Below are 23,049 nucleotides of genomic sequence, written 5' to 3'. Positions count from 1 at the left end.
TAGTTGGTTAGTTGTTGGTGCGTTGGACGAGCTCGAACGCGTTGGCCAGGTCGGCCAGCAGGTCTTGCACGTCTTCGAGCCCGATGTGCAGGCGAATCACGAGGCCGCAGCCGGCCCAGTTCGATTCGCCGCGCGTGCGGGCCATGTCGTACAGGCCCACCATGCTTTCGTAGCCGCCCCACGAGGCGCCGATGCCGAACAGCGCCAGTGCATCCACCCAGCGCCGCGCGGTGGCGGCGTCCCAGGCGGGGTCGAGCTCGAACGACAGCAGCCCGTTGCTGCCGCGGCAGTCGCGCTGCCACAGCGCATGGCCAGGGTCCTCGGGCAGGGCGGGATGGAACACGCGCACCACTTCGCGGCGGCGCTGCAGCCAGCGCGCGACCTCGAAGGCCTGGCGCTCGTGGCGGGCGAGCCGCACGCCCATCGTGCGCACGCCGCGCAGCACGAGGTAGGCGTCGTCGGGGCTCACCGTCATGCCGAAGGTGTCGCAGGTGGCGTTCAGCGGCGCCCAGGCCGCCTCGGTGGCGCAGGCGGTGCCCATCACCACGTCGGAATGGCCGCCCAGGTACTTGGTCGCGGCCATCACCGAAACGTCGGCGCCCAGTGCCAGCGGGCGGTACTGCATGCCCGAGCCCCAGGTGTTGTCGGCCACCAGCAGCGCGCCGGCTTCGTGCGCCAGCGCGGCCATCGCGGGCAGGTCGCACATCTCGTAGAGCAGTGAACCGGGGCATTCGGCGTAGACCATGCGCGTGTTGGGCCGCAGGCGCTCCGCGAGGTCGCGGCCGTCGGCCGGAAAGAAGTCGCAGGCGATGCCGTGCGGCATGAGGTGGCTGCGCACCAGGTGTTGCGCGGGCTCGTAGACGCCCTCGCTCATCAGCAGGTGATCGCCCGGCTTCAGGTAGGCGAGCAGCACCATGCCGATCGCGGCGAGGCCGGTGGGGAGCAGGCGCGTGCGATGGCCGCCCTCGAGTTCGGTGACCAGGTCCTCGAGTGCGAAGTTGGTGGGATTGCCGCGCGCGCCGTAGATGAAATTGCGCTCGTGGTCGCGCCGCGCGCGCAGGTCGAGCTGCTGGGCGGTGCTGTCGAACAGCACGGTGCTCGCGCGCACCACCGGCGGGTTGACCGGCTGGCCACCCTCGAAGTGCGGATGCTTGCCGCCATGCACCAGCCGGGTGGCGCCCGGCGCGGAAGGGGATGTGTTCTTCATGCGGTCCTCGCCGGCCGCACGACGGCCCGGTTGCAGCCAAAGCCGATGCGCCGCGCGCCGGGCTGCTCGCACCAGCCGTGCAGTTCGACCGCGTCGCCGTCGGCCAGAAAGGCGCGCTCCTGGGGCGCTTCGCCCGCCACCGGCAGAAGCAGCGGCTCGCGCCCGCTGCGCGTCATTTCGAGCAGGCAGCCGGCCTCTTCGGGCGTGGGGCCGGAGATGGTGCCGGTGCCGATCAGGTCGCCCGGTGCGAGGTTGCAGCCGCCGCTCGTGTGGTGCGCCACCATCTGGGCCAGCGTCCAGTACTGGTGGACGAAACTGGTGCGCGATACCTGCACCGCGCGTGCGCCGACGCGGCGATGCGCCTCGGTCTCGATGCCCACGCTGAGCTGGATGTCGAGCGCACCGGCCGCGGCCACGCGCGGATGCGCGAGGTGCGGCAGCGGCTGCGGTTCGTCCGCTGCGCGCTGCCAGGGCCGGCGAAACGGCCGCAGCGCCTCCATCGTCACGATCCACGGTGACACCGTGGTGCAGAAGTTCTTGCCGAGAAAGGGACCGAGCGGTGCCATTTCCCAGAACTGGATGTCCCGCGCAGACCAGTCGTTGAGCAGGCACAGCCCGAAGAGTTGCTCCTCCGCGTCGCCCACGGCGATGGGTTCGCCGAGCGCGTTGCCCGGGCCGATGTAGGCGCCGAGCTCAAGTTCGTAGTCGAGGCGCGTGCTCGGCCCGAATTCGGGCGCCGTGGCACCGGGCGCCATGCGCTGCCCATGCGGCCGGCGCACGCCTTCGCCGAGCACGCCGACGCACACGCTCGAGGCGCGGCCGTGATAGGCCACCGGCAGCCAGCGGAAGTTCGGCGCGAGCGGATCGTTCGGGCGCACCAGCAGGCCCGCGTTGTAGGCGTGGTGCACCGAGGTGTAGAAGTCGGTGTAGTCGCCGATGCGCGCCGGCAGGCGGTAGTAGGCCTGCGCCTGCGGCAGCAGGCAGGCGCTGACCCCGATGCGTTCGGTTTCGCTGGCGTCGGTCGAGAGCAGCGCGAACACCGCGCGGCGCAGCGCACGCCATGCGGGCGCGCCGAGCGCCATGAAGTCGTTCAGCACCGGGGCGCAGCAGGCCGCGGCCGCGTCCTGCGCACCGCCTTCGAGCAGGCCGCTCGCATGCAGCGCCACCAGGTCGACGATCTGGTCGCCGACCGCGATGCCGCCGCGCGCGGGGGCGCCGGCATCGGGCGCGAAGCAGGCGAACGGCAGGTTCTGAATGGGGAAGTCGCAACGCGGCGCATTGGCCGATCCGATCCACGACGTCGCGTCGGGATCATGGGTCGTATCGAGGGTCATGAGGCGAGATGGCCGCCGTCGCCAGGCAGGCGGAACATGGCACGTTCCTCGTCGTCGAGCTGCGCGACCAGCCCGATTTCCCAGGCCAGGTAGCGGCGCGCGGCTTCCTTGTTGCCGTCGTGGCGGTCATGCACGAAGAACACGAAGTCGATGTGCTCGTCCTGCGAGGCCGCGATCGGCGTGGTGTCGACGGGCAGGCCCGCCGCGGCCCAGGCTTCGAAGCCGCCGCGCAGCAGCGAAACGCGCTGGGCGGTGGGCTCGAGTTCGGAGGCGGCGAGCGCGGCGATCGACGGATGCTCGGCCACGAGCACGATCGGGCGGTCGTCGGATGCGTCTGCGAGTGCCCGCATGCGCGGCCGTATCGACCAGGCGGCACCGGGGATGCGCGACTGGCGAAAGAGTGCGCTGGAACGCAGGTCGACCACGCGCACGGTGCCGTTGCGCAGTGCCTCGGCCACTTCCGATGGTTCGACCTCGGGCGGCGCGGGCGGCAGGACAGCCGCCCGCGCGGTCTCGAGCGCCAGTCCGCTGCGCAGCCCGCCGTCGAGCACATGCGCATCGTGGCCCAGCTGGCGCAGCCAGCTCGCGACGGTGGGTGCGCGCACGCCGTCGTCGTCGAACAGCACCAGCCGCGCATTGCGCACGCCGATGTACTCGTCGGTCGACTGGATCAGCTGCCCGCCGGGCGTGTGCTGCGCCCCCGGCAGGCTGCCGGCCGCGAATTCCTCGGGCGAACGCACGTCGCACAGGTAGAGCGTGCGCGCCCCGTCGCGGGCCCATTCGAGCACCGTGGCCGTCGTCACCGCCCGCGCGCCATGCGCCGCGGCCAGTTGCGCCGCGGCCTCGCGCAGCGCGGTGCTGCCCGAGCCGGGCGGATAGCCGTTGTCGCGCCCGTGGTCGAGCGCGAGGTCGTTCAGCGCCCAGCCCTGGGTGCCGTTCTCGAGCGCCAGCACGGGGTTCGGCAGGCCGAGGTTGATCAGCGTCTGCGCGCCGATGATGCTGCGCGTGCGCCCGGCGCAGTTGATGACCACCGTGGTGCGCGGATTGGGCACCAGGCTGGTCACGCGGTAGGGCAGTTCGCCGTTCGGGCAGCAGGTTCCTCCCGGGATGCTCATCTTGCGGAACTCGGTCATCGGGCGGCCGTCGAGGATCGTCAGCGGCTCGCCCGCAGCGACGCGGCGCGCCAGCTCGGTGGCGCTGATGTGCGGCGTGCCGTAGGCCAGCTCCGCGAGCTCTCCGAATGTCTTGGAGGGCACGTTCACGCCGGCGAACAGGCCGTAGCCCGCCGCGGCCCATGCCGCGGTGCCGCCTTCGAGCAGGTAGACGTCGCGGTAGCCGAGCGCCTCGAGGCGGCGCGCCGCATGCACCGCGGCGCCCTTGCCGTCCGCGTCGCAGACGACCGTGCGGACCGCGCGCCGCGGCGCGAGGCGCGGCGCATCGAGTTCGAGGCGGCTGTAGGGCAGCGGTATTGCGAACAGCGGATGCGATTCGGCGAAGGGGCCGCGCTCGCGCACGTCGAACAGCGCCAGTTCCTGGCCGTCGTGCAGCCAGCGCTTGAGGGTCTGCGCGCCGATCGACGGTGGCGGCGTCTTCTGGAGCACGGCTGCGGTCATGCGTTCACCGTGGTCTTCACGCCCATCGTCATGCGCGCGCAGGTGCCGCGCTCCATGTCGTAGGCCAGCCGTTCGGACAGCGATTCGAGCGGGCGCCCGTACATGTGCAGGTGGCGGATTTCCTGGCCGGGCGGGATCTCGACCGAATGGATGTCGTCGGGCATCAGTGCGATGCCGTTGCCTGGCGCGACGATGACTTCGCCCGCCGGGCGCAGCGTCGCCGGGCCGGCCTCGCGGCCGCCGTCGGTGCGCTCGTAGAGGCGGTTGACCTCCGAGCCCTCGACCGCGGCGATGCAGGCCCAGGTGGTGTGGTTGTGCGGCAGGATGCGCTTGCCCGGGCGCATGACGTTCAGGTAGAGCGAATGGCCCAGCGTCTTGTCCTCGCCCACCAGGTAGCGCGCCTGCAGCTCGCCGTCGGCAGGCGCCGGGAAACGCTCGGCCGACCACAGCGAAACCTGCGCGGCCAGCGCCATCAGGTCCTGCTTGACCCGCTCCAGCGCGTCACGCGTGAGCCCGAGTTCCAGGCGGCCCTGAACCTTGGCCAGGGTGTGCGCCACCGCGCGGGAAGTGTGGTCGTAAATGCTCATCGCCAATCCTTTTCAATTGTCAGCAAAGCTGATGTGTTGCTGGCAAGTGGAGGCGGCGACGTTCGCGGTCGTCTGCCATCCTTGCCCTGCCAGCAATGGCGATATTGCCCGGTGTAGGTCGAAAGAATCAATCGAGTCGAGGTGCAAGAATCATTAGAATCCGTGAACTATGAGAGCTTTGGACCTGGATCAGTTGAGGACCCTCGTGGCCATCGAGGAATGCGGCTCCTTCGCAGCGGCTGCGGCGAGGCTCGACCTCACCCAGTCGGCGGTGACGCAGCAGATGCAGCGGCTGGAGCTGCGCATCGGCTTTCCGCTGTTCGAGAAGGCGGGCCGCAACAAGCGCATGAGCAGCCATGCGCTGCGGCTCCTGGTGTATGCGCGGCAATTGCTCGCGGTGCACGACGAGGCGCTGCGCGGGCTCGCGGATTCGGGCGAGCAGGGGCGCGTGCGCATCGGCGCGCCGCACGACATGGCCGACCTGCTGCTGCCGCGCGTGCTGGCGCAGATCGCGCAGACCATGCCGCGCATGCAGATCGATATCGAGATCTCCCGCAGTCCGTACCTGATGGAGTCTCTGGCGCAGGGGCGGCTCGACATCATCATTGCCAACCGGGCCGAGCCCGAGGCCGAAGGGGTGCTGCTGCGGATGCATCCGACCGTGTGGCTTTGCGCCGCGGGCTACAAGCACGATGCCTCCAAGCCGGTGCCGCTGATCGTGATCGACGGGCCCAGCCTGTTCCATCGCATGGCGGCAGAAGCGCTGCAGGGCGTGGGCCTGACCTGGACCGCGAGCTACACCACCTCGAACGTGCTGGGCGTGAAGGCCGCGCTGCGCGCCGGCCTCGGCGTGGCGGCGCGCGGCATCGAGTTCGTGGATTCGTACACCCGCGTGCTCGGTGCGCGCGAGGGGCTGCCGCCGCTGCCCGACGTGCCCTATTTCCTGTACATGCGCAAGAACGCCGTGAGCCCGGTGACGCGGCGCGTGTTCGAGATGATCGGCGGCAATCTCGGGCTCGTCGAGCCGGGGCGCAGGCGGCCGAAGTAGCACCGCGTTCGCGCATACTCCCGCGCAGAACGACAGCAACAAGACAACGCAATGCGCCCGCTCGAGGCGCTGCAAGGGAAGGCAGGGAGGCATGGCACACACGCAGGCCGCGCGCGCGGCATGGCCCTTCGCGGCAATGGGCGGAGTGGTGCTGGGCAGTGCGCTGCAGTTGCAGCAGGCTGCGCTCTGGCCTTGGCCGGCGTACTTGGCACTTTGCATCGCGGGGGGCGCGGTTGTTGCTGCCCTGACCGCGCGCACCCTCCGCGCCAGGCGCCCTGCGATGCTCGCGGCAGCGCTGCTCGCGGGCGCCTGCTGCGGCGCGGGGCTCGCGGGCGTGCGCGCCTGCGCTTTCCTGGCCGGCGCGCTGGAACCTGCACTCGAAGGGCGCGACCTGGAGGTGGTCGGCGTCGTCGCGCAGATGCCGCGCCGCGACGAGGGGGGCACGCGGTTTCGGCTCGATGTGGAATCGGCGCAGTGGCGCGATGCGGACGCCACGCGCCTGCAGGCGCCGCCGCGCGTACCGGCGCGCATTGCGCTGGGCTGGTACCGCGACCGCGACGGCGACGCCGGGGGCCACGCGGTGGCGCTGCATGCGGGCGAGCGTTGGCGCTTCACGGTGCGGCTGAAGGCACCGCACGGCCATCTCAACCCACATGGCTTCGATCATGAGCTGAGGCTCTGGGAGCAGGGCGTCCAGGCCACCGGCTACGTGCGCACGGGCGGGCGCGACACCGCGCCGCAACGGCTGGCGTCCACCTGGCGCCACCCCATCGAGCGGGCCCGCGAGGCGGTGCGCGACGCGGTCTTCGAACGCGTGGCCGATGCGCGGCCGGCCGGCGTCATCGCGGCGCTCGTGACGGGCGACCAGGCGGCCATCGATCGTGCCGACTGGGACATCTTTCGCGCCACCGGCGTGGCGCACCTGATGTCGATCTCGGGGCTGCACATCACCATGTTCGCCTGGCTCGCCGCGCACGCGGTCGGTGCGCTGTGGCGCCGCAGCCTGCGGCTGATGCTGCGCCATCCGGCGCCGCAGGCTGCGCTGGTCGGCGGCGTGCTGCTGGCCGGGCTCTATGCACTCTTCAGCGGCTGGGGCGTGCCCTCGCAGCGCACGGTCTGGATGCTGGCGGCCGCGGCGCTGCTGCGCCTGTCGGGGCGGCGCTGGCCGTGGCCCCATGTCTGGCTGCTGATCGCCGCGGTGGTGGTGCTGCTCGACCCGTGGGCGCTGATGCAGGCCGGCTTCTGGCTCAGCTTCGCGGCGGTCGGCATTCTCTTCACGACCGGCTTCATGCAGCCGGCCGGCGAAGCGATCGGCCCGGCGGCGCGGCTCGCGGGCTTTCTTCGCGAGCAATGGGTGGTCACGCTCGCGCTGGCGCCGCTCGGCCTGCTGTTCTTCCAGCAGGTCTCGTTGGTCGGCCTGGTCGCGAATGCGGTGGCGATCCCGTGGGTCACGCTCGTGGTCACGCCGCTCGCGATGCTCGGCACGGTGGTGCCGCCGCTGTGGAGCGTTGCCGCCGCGGCGGTGCAGGTGCTCGGCGCGCTGCTCGCCTGGCTGGCCGGCTTGCCGTGGGCCACGTTCTCGGTGGCCGCGGCGCCGGCCTGGATGGCCGCCGGCGGCGTGGCGGGCGGGGTGCTGCTTGCGATGCGGCTTCCCTGGGCGCTGCGCGTAGCCGGCGTGCCGCTGCTGCTGCCGGTGCTGCTCTGGCAGGCGCCGCGACCGGCGCAAGGCGAGTTCGAGTTGCTCGCGGCGGACATCGGCCAGGGCAATGCCGTGTTGGTGCGCACCGCCACGCACAGCCTGCTGTTCGACGCGGGGCCGCGCTACGGCCTGGGGAGCGACGCGGGGCAGCGCGTGCTGGTGCCGCTGCTGCGCGCCTTCGACGAGCGGCTCGACATGCTGGTGTTGAGCCACCGCGACAGCGACCACACCGGGGGCGCCGCCGCGGTGCTCGCGATGCAGCCCCAGGCCGCGCTGCTGAGTTCGATCGAGGCCGGGCACCCGCTGCAGTCGCTGCGGCCGGTGCGGCGCTGCGAGGCGGGCCAGCGCTGGACCTGGGACGGTGTGGATTTCGAGGTGCTGCATCCGGTGCCGGCCGACTACCTCTCGTCCACCAAGCCGAATGCGGTGTCGTGCGTGCTGCACCTCACCAACGCGCGGGCGGCGGCGCTGCTGGCGGGCGACATCGAACGCCTGCAGGAAGCGGCGCTGGTGGCACGCACGCCGCAGCAACTGCGCGCCGACGTGCTGCTGGTGCCCCACCACGGCAGCAAGACTTCGTCGAGCGCAGCACTGCTCGAGGCCGTTCGCCCGCGCATCGCGCTGGTGCAGGCGGGCTACCGCAACCGCTTCGGGCACCCCGCCGCCGAGGTGGTCGCGCGCTATACCGGCGCGGGTGTGCCGCTCTTCGAGAGCGCGCGCTGCGGCGCGGCGCTGTGGCGCAGCACGGCGCCCGCCCAGGTGGACTGCGAACGCGAGCGCCACGCGCGCTACTGGCACCACCGCGTGCCCTGACGCGTTCCGCGTGCGCGTGCATCTCGTGGGCACGCGGGTTTTCCCTTGATAAGTTTCGCTGGCAGCAACTATTTCGGGTTTTATTGACCGGCGCCCGCACGGGACCTCCAATGGCGCTGCAATCGCGGTTCCGCTAAGCGAAACAAAGAGAAAAGCCGATGGCCGTCCGACCCCGTTCCGTTGCATCCGTGCTGGCCAACAGCGCCACCGAACCGACCTCGTCGGTCGAGCGGGCCTGCCGCATCCTGCGGGCGCTCTCCGACCCCGGCGTCACACGCCTGACCGACATTGCCCTGGCCACCGGCCTCGACAAGACCACCGTGCTGCGCCTCGTCGAGGTGCTGATGCGCGACGGCTTCGTGGTGCGCGATGCGAAGACCAAGCGCTACAGCCTGGGCGCCGAACTGCTGGTGCTCGGCGCCGCGGCCCTCGCGCGCTTCGACCCGCGCCCGCTGGTGCGCCCGAGCCTGCTGCGCCTCACCGGCACCTTCGAGGACAGCGTGATCCTGTCCATCCCGAGCGGCATCGAGTCGCTGTGCGTCGACGTGGAAGAAGGGCGCTTCCCGATCCGCGCCAACTACCTTTCGGTGGGCAGCCGCCGGCCGCTCGGCGTGGGCGCCGGCAGCCTCGCGCTGCTGGCATGGATGCCCGAGGCCGAGCGAAAGGCCGCGCTCGCGGTGATCGCGCCGCAGCTCAAGCGCTATCCGCGCATCACGCCCAAGCTGCTCGAAGCCCGCGCCCTCGAAGCGCGCGAGCGCGGCCATGCGGTGCTGCTCGACGTGGTGGTCGAGCGCATGGGCGGCATCGCCGCGCCGATCCTCGGGGCCGATGGCCGGCCCGTCGCGGCCATCAGCATCGCGGCGCTGAACGACCGCATCACCTCGCGCGAGGCTGAACTGGCCAAGGCGCTCAAGCGCGAATGCGCCACCTGCGAAGTGTTGTGGAGCGGCGCAGCGCAGCAGAGCGCGCTCGCCACGCGCAGCGTCGGGCATCGGGTGCGGGTGCATTGAACGACATGACTTCTCCCAACGCTTTTCTCGTCGGTGCCGGCGGCACCGCCTTCGGCCGCCACGAAGGCCAGGGCGCCATCGACCTCATGGCCCAGGCCGCGCAGCAGGCGCTCGACGCGGCCGGGCTGCGGCGCGCCGACATCGACGGCGTGCTCTGCGGCTACGCGACCACGCTCCCGCACCTGATGATGTCGACGCTCTTTTGCGAGCGCTTCGCACTGCGGCCCGCCTATGCGCACAGCCTGCAGCTTGGCGGCGCCAGTGGCTCGGCGATGCTGATGCTGGCGCGCGAGCTGGTGCGCGCCGGCCGCTGCCGCAACGTGCTGGTGGTGGGCGGCGAGAACCGGCTCAGCGGCCAGTCGCGCGACAGCGCCATCCAGACCCTAGCGCAGGTGGGCGATGCCGATTTCGAAGTGCCCAACGGCGCCTCGGTGCCGGCCTACTACGGCCTGCTCGCATCGCGCTACATGCACGAGACCGGCACGCGCGAAGCCGATCTGGCCGAACTCGCGGTGCTCATGCGCACGCACGCCATGGGTCACCCCGGCGCGCACCTGCGCTCGCCCATGTCGGTGCCCGACGTGCTGGCATCGAAGCCCATCGCCGCGCCGCTCAAGCTGATGGACTGCTGCCCCATTTCGGATGGCGCGATGGCGCTGGTGGTGTCGTCGGCCGCGCGCGGCGACGAGGGCGTGGCGATTGCGGGCGCGGGCCAGGCGCACCGGCACCAGCACCTGAGCGCGATGGCCGACGTCATGCAGTGCGGCGCGGCCGAAGCGGCCGGGCGCGCGTTCGGCGAAGCGGGCCTGGGCGTGGACGACATCGACTGCCTCGGCATCTACGACTCCTTCACCATCACGCTGGCGATGCTGCTCGAGGAGATCGGGTTCGCGCCGCGCGGCGGTGCGGCCGAGCGCGTGCGCAACGGCGATTTCCGCGCCAGCGGACCGCTGCCGCTCAATACCCACGGCGGCCTGCTGTCGTTCGGCCACTGTGGGGTCGCGGGCGGCATGGCCCACACCGTTGAAGTGTTCCGTCAGATGACGGGGCAAGCCGGCGAGCGGCAATTGCGGCGCCCCCGCCACGCGTTCGTGCATGCGGACGGCGGCGTGATGTCGTCGCATGTGAGCCTGGTGCTTTCTCGTGGGGGTGGGTCATGAGCAGTCTTGCCGCTCCTTTCACCGAAGGCCTCGCGCGGCACCAACTGCGCTACCAGTCGTGCGCCGCCTGCGGCCACGCGCAGACGTTGGCGCGCTACGCCTGCGCGGCCTGCGGCGGCACGCAGCTCGAATGGAGGACTGCGAGCGGCCGCGCGACCGTGCATGCCGTCACCGTCGTCTCGCGCGCGCCCTCCGACGCCTTCCGCGCGCTGGCGCCCTACACGCTGGTGCTCGCCACGCTCGACGAGGGGCCGCGCCTCATGGCGCATGCCGCGCCCGGCGTGCGCATCGGCGACGCGGTGCGGGCCGGCTTCTTCACGCACGCGGGCCAGGTGCTCGTGCGCTTCGCGCCCGCGCCCGACTGAGCCGCAGCGCGCACCCGTCGTCCCAACAACCACAAGCAGGAGACAACCGCATGCATTCGATCCGATCCTTCGCCCGCCGCCAATGGCTGGCGGGTGCGCTGGCAGCCAGCGCCTGCGTCGCGGCGATGCCGCTGGCCGCCCAGGCGCAGGGCTATCCGAGCAAACCGGTCAAGCTGGTCGTGCCGTACCCGCCGGGCGGGCCGACCGACATCGTGGCGCGCGTGGTCGCGCAAAAGCTCTCGGAGCAGACCGGCCAGCAATTCATCATCGACAACCGCCCCGGCGCGGGCGGCAACACCGGCGCCGAGCTGGTGGCGCGCAGCACACCCGATGGCTACACGCTGGTGGTGGCCACCACCGCGCATGCGATCAACCCCTCGCTCTTCAAGAACCTCGGCTACAAGCTCACGAAGGATCTGATGCCGGTGTCGCAGCTCACCAGCGGTCCGCTCGTGATCGTGGCCAACCCCGAGCTGCCCGCGAAGAACGTGGCGGAGCTCATCGCGCTCGCCAAGGCCCGGCCCGGCGGGCTCAACTTCGCGTCGTCGGGCAACGGGCAATCGACGCACCTCGCGGCCGAGCTGTTCGCCGCGACGGCCGGCGTGAAGATGACGCACGTACCGTACAAGGGCAGTGCGCCGGCGCTCACCGACGTGATGGGCAACCAGGCGCAGCTGATGTTCGACACCATGCTCTCGGCCATGCCGCAGGTGAAGGGCGGCAAGCTCAAGGCGCTGGCCGTGACGAGCGCAAAGCGTTCGCCCGCGGCGCCCGAGCTGCCGACGGTGGCCGAGTCGGGCCTGCCGGGCTACGAGGCGATCGCATGGAATGGCCTGCTCGCCCCCGCGGGAACGCCGGGCGAGGTGATCGCGCGACTCAACGCCGAGTTGAAGAAAGCGCTGTCGCAGCCCGACGTGAAAGACAGGTTCGAGGCCCAGGGCTTTGCCGCGACATGGAACACGCCCGAGGACTTCGGCGTCTTCATGAACGCCGAGGTCGGCAAGTGGGCGCAGGTGGTGAAGGTCTCGGGCGCCACGCTCGATTGAGGTCATGATCGATCCCGTTCGACTGAAGGCCTGGCGCTTCGACGACATCGTCCACCGCTACACGGCGGACGACACGATGCGCTACGCGCTCGCACTGGGCCTGGGCCGCGACCCGATGGATGCAGCGCAGCTGCAGTTCGTCAACGACACGGCGCCCGGCATGCCGCTCGCGCTGCCGACGATGGCGGTGGTGCTCGGCTTTCCGGGCTCGTGGATGCAGGACCCGGCCACCGGCATCGACTTCGCGCAGATCGTGCACGGCGAAGAACGCGTGGTGTGGCACCGGCCGCTGCCGGCGGCCGGCACCGTGGTGGCGCGCCACCGCGTGACGCGCGTCGTCGACAAGGGGCCGGGGCGCGGCGCCTTGGTCACCTACGACAAGACGCTGTCCGATGCCGCGAGCGGCGACCTGCTCGCCACCGTCACGCACACGACCTTCGCGCGCGGCAACGGCGGCTTCGCGACCGCGGCGCAGCCCGGCGATGCCGCGCCCGAAGTGCCCGCGCCCGTGCCGCAGCGCATACCCGACGCCGTGGTCGACATTCCGACGCTGCCGCAGCAGGCGCTGCTCTACCGCCTCTGCGCCGACCGCAACCCGCTGCATTCCGATCCGGATGCCGCGCGGGCCGCGGGCTTCGACCGGCCGATCCTGCACGGGCTGTGCACCTGGGGCATCGCGGGCCAGGCGGTGCTCGCGCATGCCTGCGGCAATGCGCCGGCGCGGCTGCAGAGCCTGTTCGCGCGCTTCTCGGCACCGGTGGTCCCGGGCGACACGCTGCGCATCGAGACGTACCGCGAGGGCGCGGACCTGTACTTCCGGGCCCGCGTGCCCGCGCGCGACCGCACCGTGCTCGACCACGGGCATGCGCGCATCAGCGACTGAAGACCGAATCCAACCGGAGGCATCCATGACCAAGCAAGTGTCCGAACTGCGGCGGGTCACGCGCCGCGCATGCATCACCGGCGGCGCTGTCGCGGCGGCCGCGCTGGCCTTTCCTGCGCTCGCGCAGCAGCCGTACCCAGGCCGGCCGGTGCGCTTCATCGTGCCGTTTCCCGCGGGCGGTCCGGTCGACACCACGGCGCGCGCTGTGGCGCAGAAACTCTCCGAGCTCTGGGGCCAGCAGGCCATCATCGACAACCGTGCGGGCGCGGGCGGCATCGTGGGCGCGGACATCGCGTCCAAGTCGCTCGCCGATGGCTACAACCTTTTCGTGTGCAGCATCCACCATGCGGTGCTGCCGAGCCTGAAGCCCAAACTGCCGTACGACATCGAACGCGACTTCGTGCCGCTGAGCTTCGGCGCGACCTTTCCGGTGGTGTTGGTGGCGCATCCGTCGGTGCCGGCGCGCACCGTGGCGGAACTCATCGCGCTCGACCGCAAGTCGCCCGGCAAGCTGAGCTTCGGCTCGGCCGGCAACGGCGGCGGCACGCACCTCGCGGGCGAGCTGTTCAACATCCAGGCCGGCACGAAGCTGCTGCATGTGCCGTACAAGGGCAGCGCGCCCGCCATGGCCGACTTGCTGGGCGGGCAGGTGCAGCTGATGTTCGCCGACGCGCCCACTGCGCTGCCGCAGGTCAGGGGCGGCAAGGTGCGCGCCATCGCAGTGGCGAGCGCGCGCCGCTCGGCGCTGCTGCCCGATGTGCCGACGGTGGCCGAGTCGGGCCTGCCGGGCTACGAGGCCTATTCGTGGGCCGCCTTCATGGCACCCGCGGGCACGCCGAAAGACATCGCGCAGCGCCTGGCCGCCGACATCGCCCGTGCGCTGAACGATCCAGTCGTCAACCGGCGGCTGCACGAGGCCGGTGCCGAGGCCGCGCCGAGCACACCCGAGGCCTTCGCGAAGACGCTGCGCACTGAGATCGTGAAGTGGACGCAGGTGGTGCGCACCGCCAACATCCAGGTGGATTGAGCATGGGCATCGAAACATCCCTGGGCGCACGCCTGCTGTCGCACCGCGAGGGGCCGGTGCTGGTGCTGACCCTGAGCCATCCCGCTGCGCGCAACGCGATGCATCCGTCGCTCTACCGCACCGCCACCGCGCTGCTGCGCGAGACGGCCACCGACCGCACGGTGCGCGCCATCGTGCTGACGGGCGAGGGCGGGCACTTCTGCGGCGGAGGCGACGTCAAGCGGCTGGCCGCGCAGCGCCATCGCCCGCGCGAAGAACAGCTTGGCCACCTCGATGCGCTGCACGACTGGGTGATGGCCATGCACGACGCGCCGCAGCCGGTGATCGCCGCGGTGGAGGGCGCGGCGGCCGGCGGCGGCTTCTCGTTGTGCCTGGGCTGCGACCTCATCGTGGCGGCCGAGGACGCGAAGTTCGTGATGTCCTATGTGAAGCTGGCGCTCTCGCCCGACGGCGGTGGCTCCGATTCGCTGGCACGCGCGTTGCCGGCGCAGGCCGCACTCGAGCTGCTGCTCGACGGCGGCGTCTGCAGCGCCCAGCGCCTGCATGCCTGGGGCGTGGTGAACCGCGTGGTGCCGCAGGGCGAAGCCTTGGCGACGGCGCTCGATTGGGCCGGGCGGCTGTCCGACGGGCCCTTCGATGCGCAGGCGCGCATCAAGCAGCTGGTGCATGCCGCACGCGGGCGCACCCGGCGCGAACAACTCGACGCCGAGCGCGATGCCTTCGTCGACAACCTCTATGGCGACGAGGCCGGCAGCGCCATCGAAGCCTTCCTGTCGGCCCGCCGGCCCTCCAAAACCTGAATGAAAGCGTCCATGTCCGACCTGCTCGAATCCGCACTGGCCCCGAAGTCCGTCACCGTCATCGGCGCCTCGGAAAACATCCACAAGATCGGCGGGCGGCCGATCTACTACATGCAGAAGCACGGCTTCGCCGGCACGATCTACCCGATCAATCCGGCGCGTGACGAGGTGCAGGGGCTCAAGAGCTACGCCTCGCTCGCCGCGCTGCCCGAGGCGCCCGAGCTCGCGCTCGTGATCGTGGGCGGCGAGAAGGCCGTGGCCGCGGTGGACGAATGCGCCGCGCGCGGGGTGAAGTCGGCGGTGGTCATCGCATCGGGGTTCGGCGAAGCGGGCGAGGAGGGCCGCGCGGTGCAGAAGGCCATGGCCGACCGCGCGCGCGCCGCCGGCATGCGGCTCTACGGGCCCAACACGCAAGGCCTGGCGAACTTCGGCAACGGCGCCATCGCGGGGTTCTCGACCATGTTCATCGAGGTGCCGCCGGCCGACGGGCCCATCGGCGTGGTGAGCCAGAGCGGCGGCATGAGCGCCATGGCCTACGGCCTGCTGCGCGGGCGCGGCCTGGGCGTGCGCCATGTGCATGCCACGGGCAACGAGGCCGACGTGACGGTGTCCGACCTGGCCTGGGCCGTGGCGCACGATCCCGAGGTGAAGCTGCTGCTGCTGTACCTCGAGAACATCGCGAACCCCGAGATGCTGGCGCGCACGGCCGCCTACGCACGCGCGCGCGACCTGCCGATCATCGCGGTGAAGGCGGGGCGTTCCGAGAGCGGGCAGAAGGCCGCGTCATCGCACACGGGTTCGCTGGCCAACGAAGACCGCGCGGTCGATGCCTTCTTTCGCCACCACGGCATCTGGCGGGTGCGCGATCCGCATGCGCAGGCACTGGCGGCCGAGGCTTACCTGAAGGGCTGGCGGCCCGAGGGGCGGCGGCTGGTGGTCATCAGCAACTCGGGGGCGAGCTGCGTGATGGGCGCCGATGCGTCCGAAGAATTCGGCCTGCCGCTGGCCGCGCTGTCGGAAGGCACGCGAAAGGACGTGGCCGCGCGGCTGCCAGGTTTCGCTACCGCGACGAACCCGATCGACATCACGGCGGCGCTGCTGTCGAACAGCGGCCTCTTCGGCGATGTGCTGCCCGCGGTGGCCCAGGACCCGGCCGCCGATCTCTTCTTCATCAACATCCCGGTGGCGGGCGCGGGCTACGACGTCGAGGCCTTCGCCGCCGACACCGCGAAGTTCGAGGCCGCGACCGGCAAGCCGGTGGTGGTCGCGGCCTGGCAGGCTTCGGTGGCCGCCCCGTTCCAGGCCCGCGGCATTCCGACCTATGCCAACGAAACCGAGGCGCTCGGCGTGCTCGCGCAGCTGGCGTCGCATACAGCCCTGATGCGCGAGACGCATGCGCCGTGGCCCCCGGCGCCGCCGCCCTCGCTGCCCGAGGGCACGGGCCGCTTCCTCAACGAGGCGCAGAGCCTGGCCTTGCTGGCGGCGCATGGCGTTCCGGTGGTGGCACATCGGCTCTGCCGCAGCGCCGCCGAGGCGCGCGACGCCTGGGGCGCCGTGGGTGGCTCGGCGGTGGTCAAGGCTTGTTCGGCCGACCTGCCGCACAAGTCCGAGCACGGGCTGGTCGCGCTGCACGTCGACAGTGCCGCGCAGGCCGAGGCGCTGTTCGATGCCCAGTGGGCGAAGCTCGCGGCGCTGGGCGCGGCGCAGGAGGGCGTGCTCGTCGCGGCGATGCACAAGGCACGGCACGAATTCATGGTGGGCGCGCGGCACGACCCGGTCTTCGGGCCGGTCGTGGTGGTGGGCGACGGCGGCAAGTACGTCGAGGCGCTGCAGGACGTGGCGGTGCTGATTCCCCCGTTTGACGCGGCCGCCGTGCAGGTGGCCTTGAAGGGCCTGCGCATCGCGCCGCTGCTGGGCGGCGTGCGCGGCGAGCCGCCGCTCGACGTGGCGGCGCTCTGCGCGGTGGCTGTGACGGTCGGACGGCTGATCGTCTCCGCACCGGGGCGTATTGCCTCGATCGACGTGAATCCCGTCATGGTCGGCGCTGTGGGCGAGGGCGCGATGGTGGTCGATGCGCTGGTCGAGCGCGCCGCCGGGTGACTGCGATGTGATCTGTAAATCGCCGAACGGCCCGTCTCCGGCTGGCAGATAAGGGGTTCTACTGGCCTCGAACTTGCTAAGCTATGGCGCAAGGAGATTGGTCGTTCAATGAAAAAATTCGACGAAATGTACGAGCAGCTGCCCTATGCGGGCGCTGCGATCCGGCAGCACTACAAGCGGTACGACCAATGGCTCGCCAAGCAACCTCCCGAGGTGATGCTGTCGCGGCGCGAAGAGGCGGAGATGATCTTCCGCCGGGTCGGCATCACCTTTGCGGTGTATGGCGCGAAGGACGAGGACGGCTCGGGCACCGAGCGGCTCATTCCGTTCGATCTGCTGCCGCGCATCATCCCGACCCATGAGTGGGAGCATATGGAGAAGGGCCTGGTGCAGCGCGTGACGGCGCTCAACCGCTTCCTGCATGACGTCTACCACGACCAGGAGATCATCAAGGCCGGCATCATCCCGGCCGAGCAGATCCTCCACAACGCGCAGTTCCGCCCCGAGATGATGGGCGTCACGGTGCCGCACGAGGTGTACTCCAACATCTCGGGCGTCGACATCGTGCGAGCGGCCGATGTCGACGGCAACGGCGAGTACTACGTGCTCGAGGACAACCTGCGCGTGCCGAGCGGCGTGAGCTACATGCTCGAGAACCGCAAGATGATGATGCGGCTCTTCCCCGACCTGTTCAATCAGAACCGCATCGCGCCCGTGGCGCACTACCCCGACCTGCTGCTCGAGACGCTGCGCGCCAGCGCGCCGCCCGCCACGGCCGATCCTTCCGTGGTGGTGCTCACGCCCGGCATGTACAACAGCGCCTACTTCGAGCATGCCTTCCTCGCGCAGCAGATGGGCATCGACCTCGTCGAGGGGCAGGATCTCTTCGTCAAGGACGACTTCGTCTACAAGCGCACCACGCGCGGGCCGAAGCGCGTCGACGTCATCTACCGCCGCGTGGACGACGACTTCCTCGATCCCGAGGTGTTCCGCCCCGACTCCACGCTCGGATGCGCGGGCCTGATGCGCGCCTACCGCGCGGGCAACGTCGTTATCTGCAATGCCGTGGGCACCGGCGTGGCCGACGACAAGTCGATCTACCCCTATGTGCCGAAGATGATCGAGTTCTACCTTGGCGAGCAGCCGATCCTGAAGAACGTGCCGACCTACATGTGCCGCAACAAGGACGAACTGCAGTACACGCTCGACAACATGAAGGATCTCGTGGTCAAGGAAGTGCACGGCGCGGGGGGCTACGGCATGCTGATCGGCCCGGCCTCGACGCAGGCCGAGATCGAGGACTTCAAGCGCGCCGTGATCGCCAAGCCCGACGGCTACATCGCGCAGCCGACGCTGAGCCTGTCGACCTCGCCGACCTTCGTCGATGCCGGTATCGCGCCGCGCCACATCGACCTGCGGCCCTTCGTGCTGTCGGGCAGCGAAGTGCAGATGGTGCCCGGCGGGCTCACGCGCGTGGCGCTCAAGGAAGGCTCGCTGGTCGTCAACTCGTCGCAGGGCGGCGGCACCAAGGACACCTGGGTGCTCGAAGCCGAGCGCGCGCCCCGCGTCAAGCCCGGGTCGCAGTCGCAGAGCCAGTCGTCGTCGGCCTGAGTGCAGGCAAGCAAAAATTAGGAGAAACAACCGATGCTGTCACGCACCGCCGACCACCTCTACTGGATGTCGCGCTACACCGAGCGCGCCGAGAACACCGCGCGCATGCTCGACGTCAACTACCAGACCTCGCTGCTGCCCCAGTCGGCCGAAGTGGCCAAGTACGGTTGGCAGGGCGTGCTCTCGATCAGCGAGCTGCTGCCATCGTACAACGACAAGTACGAGCAGATCGCGCCCAACGAGGTGATGGAGTTCATGGTCAAGGACGAGAGCAATCCGTCGTCGATCGTCTCGTGCCTCAAGGCCGCGCGCGAGAACGCCCGCGCGGTGCGGGGCGCGCTCACCACCGAGGCCTGGGAGACCCAGAACACCACCTGGCTCGAAGTCAACCGCATGCTGCGCGCCGGCGGCTTCGAGCGCGATCCGGCGCAATTCTTCGAGTGGGTCAAGTTCCGCTCGCACCTGTCGCGCGGCGTCACGCTCGGCACCATGCTGCAGGACGAGGCCTTCTATTTCTCGCGCCTGGGCACCTTCCTCGAACGCGCCGACAACACGGCGCGGCTGGTCGACGTCAAATTTCATGCGCTCAACAGCGAGTTCTTCGGCACCGCCACCGAGGAAGACCAGGAATACGACTTCTATCACTGGAGTGCGATCCTGCGCAGCGTGTCGGCCTTCGAGGTGTACCGCAAGGTGTACCGCGACGTGATCAAGCCCGAGCGCGTGGCCGAACTGCTGATCCTGCGCGCCGACATGCCGCGCTCGCTGCACGCGAGCCTTGCCGAGGTGGTTTCCAATCTCGCGAAGGTGCAGAACGACCAGAGCGCCGAAACCCAGCGCCGCGCCGGCAAGCTGCTGGCCGACCTGCAGTACGGTCGCGTCGACGAGATCCTGGCGACCGGGCTGCATGCCTACCTCACGCAGTTTCTCGACCGGGTGAACGAGCTCGGCATGCGCATCAGCCAGGACTTCCTGGTTCCGGCGCACTGACGCACGCAGCGGCCTTCAGGGGGCCGCGGGCGGCGCCGGCACCTCGTCGCCCGAACACAGCTCGATCACGAGTTCGCGAAACCAGCGGTGCAACGGATTCGTGTGCGTTCGGTCGTGCCACAGCAGCACGACGTTGAACGGCTCGAGCGCGAGCGGCGGGTCGAACATCACGACGTCGGTGAACCTGGCGAAGCCGCGCGCCACGCGCTCGGGCAAGGTGGCCAGCAGGTCTGAATCCTCGACGATGAAGGGCACGCCGAGGAAGGTGGGCTTGGTCAGCTGCGCATGGCGCTGGCGCCCGTGCAGCGTGAGCTGCTGGTCGACCTGGGTGTTGTACCAGGTGGCCGTGCCGGGCTCGACGGTGACGTGCCCGTGGCTGCAGTAGGCGTCGAGGTTGCCCGTGTCCTGCAAGAACGGATGGCCGCGGCGCGCGATGCCCACGAGCCGGTCGGTGAAGAGCGGGCGCACGCGCAGGCTTGCCGGCGGATTGGGAAAGTACGACACCGACACATCGACCTCGCCGCTGCTGAAAATCTCGCCGAGCCGCTCGGGGTTGGGGCCAACCACGCGCAGCATCACGCCGGGCGCGCGGCGCGCCATCGCCTTGACGATCGCGGGCACCAGCAGGAAGTCGATGTAGTCGGTGACGATCAGCGTGATGGTGTCGCGCGCCTGCGCGGGATCGAAGCCCTGCTGCACGTGCAGCAGTCCCTCGATGTGATGGAGCGCGTCGCTGACGCGCGGCGCGAGGTCGACGGCCTTCGCGGTCAGCACCAGCCCGCCGCCGCCCTTCACGAGCAGCGGGTCGTTGAACAGCGTGCGCAGCTTCGAGAGCGCGAGGCTCATCGACGACTGGCTCATCTCGAGCCGGGCGGCCGCGCGCGAGACATGGGCTTCCCGGAGCAGGGCATCCAGGGCTACGAGCAGGTTGAGGTCGAGATCGCGAAGACGCACGTGACGTGAAATTTAGATAGCGGACATCGGCGCAGCGAATTGCGTGCGCACGGCGTTGTGAATGTAATGGATGCACTCAAAAAAATACGCGAGACAAACCATGACCCACGACCCCCTGCCTGCTCACCGCCGCCGCCTGCGCCGCGCTTGAGCGGCTGCCCCGTCCGGGCGGCACCACCTTTTCTAGAACCGCTTCCACGGCCTTGCCGTGGCGGAACCGGCACGCCCGTGCGCGCCGGGCCTCGCATCACGCAAGCACTTCAGCACGCAATCCATCGAAGGAGAAACAACCATGCAACCGAAGATCCCCACCATCCGCGTCACCCGTGAGGAGATGCGCAAGCGCGTGGCCCTGTTCAAGGAAGTCAAGGGCTTCGACGGCGGACTGCCCGACAGCCGTCACCCGAGCGCGCAGCGCAAGCTCTACAACATCATCGGCTTCCAGCCGCCGGCGCGCGCCGATGGCGGCGCCGCGCCGATCGTCTCGCCCGTGGGCGACGATGCGGCAGAGCACGCCCACATCAAGATCAGCGAAGGCTTCAACCTCGGCTTCTGCGAAACGACGCCGGGCAAGGGGCCGATGATGCACAACCACGACACCAACGAGACCTTCATGCCGATGACCGGCAAGTGGCGCTGCTCGTGGGAGGTCGACGGCAAGGTCGAGGCCTTCGACCTCGAGCCCTTCGACGTGATCGCGTTCCCCGCGGGCGTACAGCGCCGCTTCGAGAACATCACCTTCGACGAGCCCGACAAGACGCACTGGCTGCTGTTCGTGATCGGCGGCAACACGCCCGAGGCCGAGTTCTCTCCCGAGGCGCATGCGCAGCTGATCGCCGAGGGCTTCATGACGCCCGACGGAAAGTACTGAGCGATGCGCGAGCTGATCCACAGGCTAGAGAGCCGCTACGCCTGGTCGTCGCTGGCGGACGCCAACGGCCACACCTGGCGCTGGCTCGACACGGCGGGGCACGGCCCGGCCGTCGTCTTGCTGCCGGGCTCGGTCGGCGACGCCGCGATGTTCGTGCGCACCCTGCTGTCGCTCGGCGAGCGGCTGCGGCTGCTCGCCGTGACCTACCCGGCGGTAGCGAGCGCCGAGGAGCTCAGCGACGGGCTCAAGGCCGTCTGCGAACACCTGGGCCTGCCGCCGGCGGTGGTGGTGGGTTCCTCGTTCGCCGCCTGGTGGGCGCAGTACTTTGCGCTGCGCCATCCCGAGCAGGTGCGCAAGCTCGTTATCGGCAACGGCTTCACCGATTCGAGCGACCTGGCGGCCAACCCGATGTTCGCGCCCGCCTGGGTGCGCGACGTCGCGCCGCAGGACCTGCATGCCACCTGGGTGGAGCGCGTGCGTGCCATGCCGGTGTCGCCGCTGCAGCAGTTGCAGCTGCAGATGCTGACCGAGCGCCAGTCGCCGGAGAACCTGCATGCGCGCTTTCTCGGCGTGACGCAGGCACGCGCCTGCCCGCCGCTGCCGTTGGCCGAGTCGGAGGTGACGATCCTCGACTGCGAGGACGACCCGCTGATCCCGGCCGCTGCGCGCGACCGGCTGCGCGCGCGCTACCCGAAGGCCCACCATGTGCGCCTTCCCACCGGCGGCCACTATCCCCACGTGCTGAACCCCGAACGCTACGAGAGCCTGCTGCTCGACCTGGCGTTCGAATGAGCGGGCGCGCGGACGATCCCAGCAAAAATACAGGAGACGACAAATGAAAATGACGACATCACTTCTTGCCGCTGCGGCTTTCGCAGCCATCGCCGGCACGGCCAGCGCCGACAACTACACGCTGCGCATGGGCGGCGGCCACACCACCGGCACCACCTACGTCAAGGTGTTCGACACCTTCTTCGCCGATGAGGTCGCCAAGCGCGTGAAGGAGAAGACCGGCCACCGCATCCGCTTCATCAAGGCCTGGGGCGGCAGCGTCGCCAAGGTCGACGGCGGCATCGAGGCGGTGCAGAAGGGCTCGCTCGACATTGCGCTGTCGCCGATCGGCTTCGAGCAGTCGCGCGCGGGCCTCATGAACTACAGCGCCTACATGCCGTTCACCTCCGACGATCCGGTGCTGCAGCAGAAGGTCGCGAGCCGCATGCTGAAGGAAGTGCCCGCGCTGCAGGCCAGCATGAAGCCCTACAACGCGCACATCCTCGCGCAGATGGTGACTGAGGCCTACAGCGTCGCCACCACCTTCGAGGTCCAGCGCCACGAAGACCTGCGCGGCAAGCGCATCGCGATGTCGGGAACCAATGCGCCGCTGTTCATTCCGACCGGCGCGGTGCCGGTGACGCTGGGCATCGGCGACCACTACCAGGCGATCCAGAACGGCCTGGCCGAGGGCAGCCTTTTCTGGATCTCGGGCATGGAGGCGTTCAAGCTGCGCGAGGTGGCCAAGGTCTGGACCAAGACCGGCTTCGGCTCGTACAGCACGCTCGCCGCGTTCATGAACCTGGACACGCGGACCAAGCTGCCGAAGGAGGTCGTGGCGATCATCGACCAGGTGGCGGACGAAGCGACGGTGCGCGTTGCCGAGCAGAGCAAGCAGCGCGACCTCGACACGGAGGCACGCATCGTGAAGGAGGGCGTGAAGGTCAACACGCTCAGCGTGGCGGAGCGCGCGCGCTGGGCCCAGCTCGTGAAGGACATGCCCGCCAGCGCCGCGAAGGAACTCGACGCCAAGGGGCAGCCCGCCACCGAGGTGATGAAGACCTACGTGCGCTTCCTCGGTGAGGCCGGCTACACGCTGCCGTTCGCGTATCCGCTCTGACGCTTCGACACCTCGAACCCACGCGCGCCGTTGCCCTTCG

At 70.1% G+C, this 23,049-nt stretch carries 20 protein-coding genes; 15 read left to right on the top strand and 5 right to left on the bottom strand.

From position 1 onward, the window contains the following. Positions 1 to 7: 7 nt before the first annotated feature. From metC to AC3A6R_RS04850, 4 genes are read right to left on the bottom strand one after another with little or no spacing between them, the layout of a single operon-like run. The gene (gene metC, locus AC3A6R_RS04865; RefSeq protein ID WP_487857914.1) at positions 8 to 1,207 is read right to left on the bottom strand and encodes a cystathionine beta-lyase; all 1,200 of its coding nucleotides are present in this window, start codon (positions 1,205 to 1,207) and stop codon (positions 8 to 10) included. Further along, positions 1,204 to 2,541, bottom strand: coding sequence for a fumarylacetoacetase (fahA, locus tag AC3A6R_RS04860; protein ID WP_487857913.1), 1,338 nt, complete (start codon positions 2,539 to 2,541; stop codon positions 1,204 to 1,206). Before fahA ends, metC begins: the two co-directional genes overlap by 4 nt. Next, positions 2,538 to 4,154, bottom strand: a complete 1,617-nt coding sequence (locus AC3A6R_RS04855; protein WP_487857912.1) for a rhodanese-like domain-containing protein — start codon at positions 4,152 to 4,154, stop codon at positions 2,538 to 2,540. Before AC3A6R_RS04855 ends, fahA begins: the two co-directional genes overlap by 4 nt. Next, complete coding sequence (locus AC3A6R_RS04850) at positions 4,151 to 4,741, bottom strand: cysteine dioxygenase family protein (RefSeq protein WP_487863915.1); 591 nt, start codon at positions 4,739 to 4,741, stop codon at positions 4,151 to 4,153. The genes AC3A6R_RS04855 and AC3A6R_RS04850 overlap by 4 nt, the downstream gene beginning before the upstream one ends. 169 nt (positions 4,742 to 4,910) lie before the next feature. On the opposite strand from AC3A6R_RS04850, the gene AC3A6R_RS04845 reads away from it, so the two are divergent. From AC3A6R_RS04845 to AC3A6R_RS04790, 12 genes are all read left to right on the top strand, one after another. Further along, positions 4,911 to 5,789 carry a LysR substrate-binding domain-containing protein gene (locus AC3A6R_RS04845; protein ID WP_487857910.1) on the top strand — a complete coding sequence of 293 codons (879 nt, stop codon included), beginning with the start codon at positions 4,911 to 4,913 and terminating at the stop codon, positions 5,787 to 5,789. Between the two features lie 91 nt (positions 5,790 to 5,880). Further along, positions 5,881 to 8,301 carry a DNA internalization-related competence protein ComEC/Rec2 gene (locus AC3A6R_RS04840; protein ID WP_487863914.1) on the top strand — a complete coding sequence of 807 codons (2,421 nt, stop codon included), beginning with the start codon at positions 5,881 to 5,883 and terminating at the stop codon, positions 8,299 to 8,301. A gap of 158 nt (positions 8,302 to 8,459) precedes the next feature. Next, a complete protein-coding gene (locus tag AC3A6R_RS04835; RefSeq protein WP_487857908.1) occupies positions 8,460 to 9,311 on the top strand; it encodes an IclR family transcriptional regulator in 852 nt (283 codons plus the stop codon). 5 nt (positions 9,312 to 9,316) lie between these two features. Beyond that, positions 9,317 to 10,471, top strand: coding sequence for a thiolase family protein (locus AC3A6R_RS04830; protein WP_487857907.1), 1,155 nt, complete (start codon positions 9,317 to 9,319; stop codon positions 10,469 to 10,471). Next, positions 10,468 to 10,836 carry a Zn-ribbon domain-containing OB-fold protein gene (locus AC3A6R_RS04825; protein WP_487857906.1) on the top strand — a complete coding sequence of 123 codons (369 nt, stop codon included), beginning with the start codon at positions 10,468 to 10,470 and terminating at the stop codon, positions 10,834 to 10,836. The genes AC3A6R_RS04830 and AC3A6R_RS04825 overlap by 4 nt, the downstream gene beginning before the upstream one ends. A 50-nt stretch (positions 10,837 to 10,886) precedes the next feature. Further along, complete coding sequence (locus AC3A6R_RS04820; RefSeq protein WP_487857905.1) at positions 10,887 to 11,882, top strand: tripartite tricarboxylate transporter substrate binding protein; 996 nt, start codon at positions 10,887 to 10,889, stop codon at positions 11,880 to 11,882. A gap of 4 nt (positions 11,883 to 11,886) precedes the next feature. Further along, positions 11,887 to 12,765: a MaoC/PaaZ C-terminal domain-containing protein gene (locus tag AC3A6R_RS04815; RefSeq protein ID WP_487857904.1), complete on the top strand. Its 879-nt coding sequence runs from the start codon at positions 11,887 to 11,889 to the stop codon at positions 12,763 to 12,765. A 25-nt stretch (positions 12,766 to 12,790) separates the two neighbouring features. Then, complete coding sequence (locus tag AC3A6R_RS04810) at positions 12,791 to 13,792, top strand: tripartite tricarboxylate transporter substrate binding protein (RefSeq protein WP_487857903.1); 1,002 nt, start codon at positions 12,791 to 12,793, stop codon at positions 13,790 to 13,792. A gap of 2 nt (positions 13,793 to 13,794) precedes the next feature. Next, positions 13,795 to 14,592 (top strand): oxepin-CoA hydrolase, alternative type, encoded by a 798-nt coding sequence (locus AC3A6R_RS04805; protein ID WP_487857902.1) that lies wholly within the window; start codon positions 13,795 to 13,797, stop codon positions 14,590 to 14,592. Positions 14,593 to 14,604: 12 nt separating this feature from the next. Further along, positions 14,605 to 16,692: an acetate--CoA ligase family protein gene (locus AC3A6R_RS04800; RefSeq protein ID WP_487857901.1), complete on the top strand. Its 2,088-nt coding sequence runs from the start codon at positions 14,605 to 14,607 to the stop codon at positions 16,690 to 16,692. Between the two features lie 108 nt (positions 16,693 to 16,800). Beyond that, on the top strand, positions 16,801 to 18,303 hold the full coding sequence (locus AC3A6R_RS04795) for a circularly permuted type 2 ATP-grasp protein (protein ID WP_487857900.1): 1,503 nt from the start codon (positions 16,801 to 16,803) through the stop codon (positions 18,301 to 18,303). 33 nt (positions 18,304 to 18,336) lie between these two features. Next, positions 18,337 to 19,293 carry an alpha-E domain-containing protein gene (locus AC3A6R_RS04790; protein WP_487857899.1) on the top strand — a complete coding sequence of 319 codons (957 nt, stop codon included), beginning with the start codon at positions 18,337 to 18,339 and terminating at the stop codon, positions 19,291 to 19,293. A gap of 15 nt (positions 19,294 to 19,308) precedes the next feature. Here the strand turns inward: AC3A6R_RS04790 and AC3A6R_RS04785 are convergent, their stop codons facing one another. Beyond that, the gene (locus AC3A6R_RS04785) at positions 19,309 to 20,247 is read right to left on the bottom strand and encodes a LysR family transcriptional regulator (protein WP_487857898.1); all 939 of its coding nucleotides are present in this window, start codon (positions 20,245 to 20,247) and stop codon (positions 19,309 to 19,311) included. 292 nt (positions 20,248 to 20,539) lie between these two features. Here AC3A6R_RS04785 and AC3A6R_RS04780 point away from each other — a divergent pair, with 292 nt between their 5' ends. Genes AC3A6R_RS04780 through dctP form a run of 3 tightly spaced genes read left to right on the top strand, consistent with a single transcriptional unit; the run spans position 20,540 to position 23,009 of the window. Further along, positions 20,540 to 21,118, top strand: coding sequence for a cupin domain-containing protein (locus AC3A6R_RS04780; protein ID WP_487857897.1), 579 nt, complete (start codon positions 20,540 to 20,542; stop codon positions 21,116 to 21,118). Between the two features lie 3 nt (positions 21,119 to 21,121). Next, entirely contained in the window at positions 21,122 to 21,910 is a 789-nt protein-coding gene (locus tag AC3A6R_RS04775; RefSeq protein ID WP_487857896.1) for an alpha/beta fold hydrolase, read from the top strand. 49 nt (positions 21,911 to 21,959) lie between these two features. Next, positions 21,960 to 23,009 (top strand): TRAP transporter substrate-binding protein DctP, encoded by a 1,050-nt coding sequence (gene dctP / locus AC3A6R_RS04770; RefSeq protein WP_487863913.1) that lies wholly within the window; start codon positions 21,960 to 21,962, stop codon positions 23,007 to 23,009. Positions 23,010 to 23,049 lie beyond the last annotated feature (40 nt).

The organism is Variovorax sp. Soil_C_19 (genome assembly GCF_057657255.1).
The sequence above is the reverse complement of the archived record's forward strand: the minus strand, read 5'-3'. Positions and strand labels throughout refer to the sequence as shown.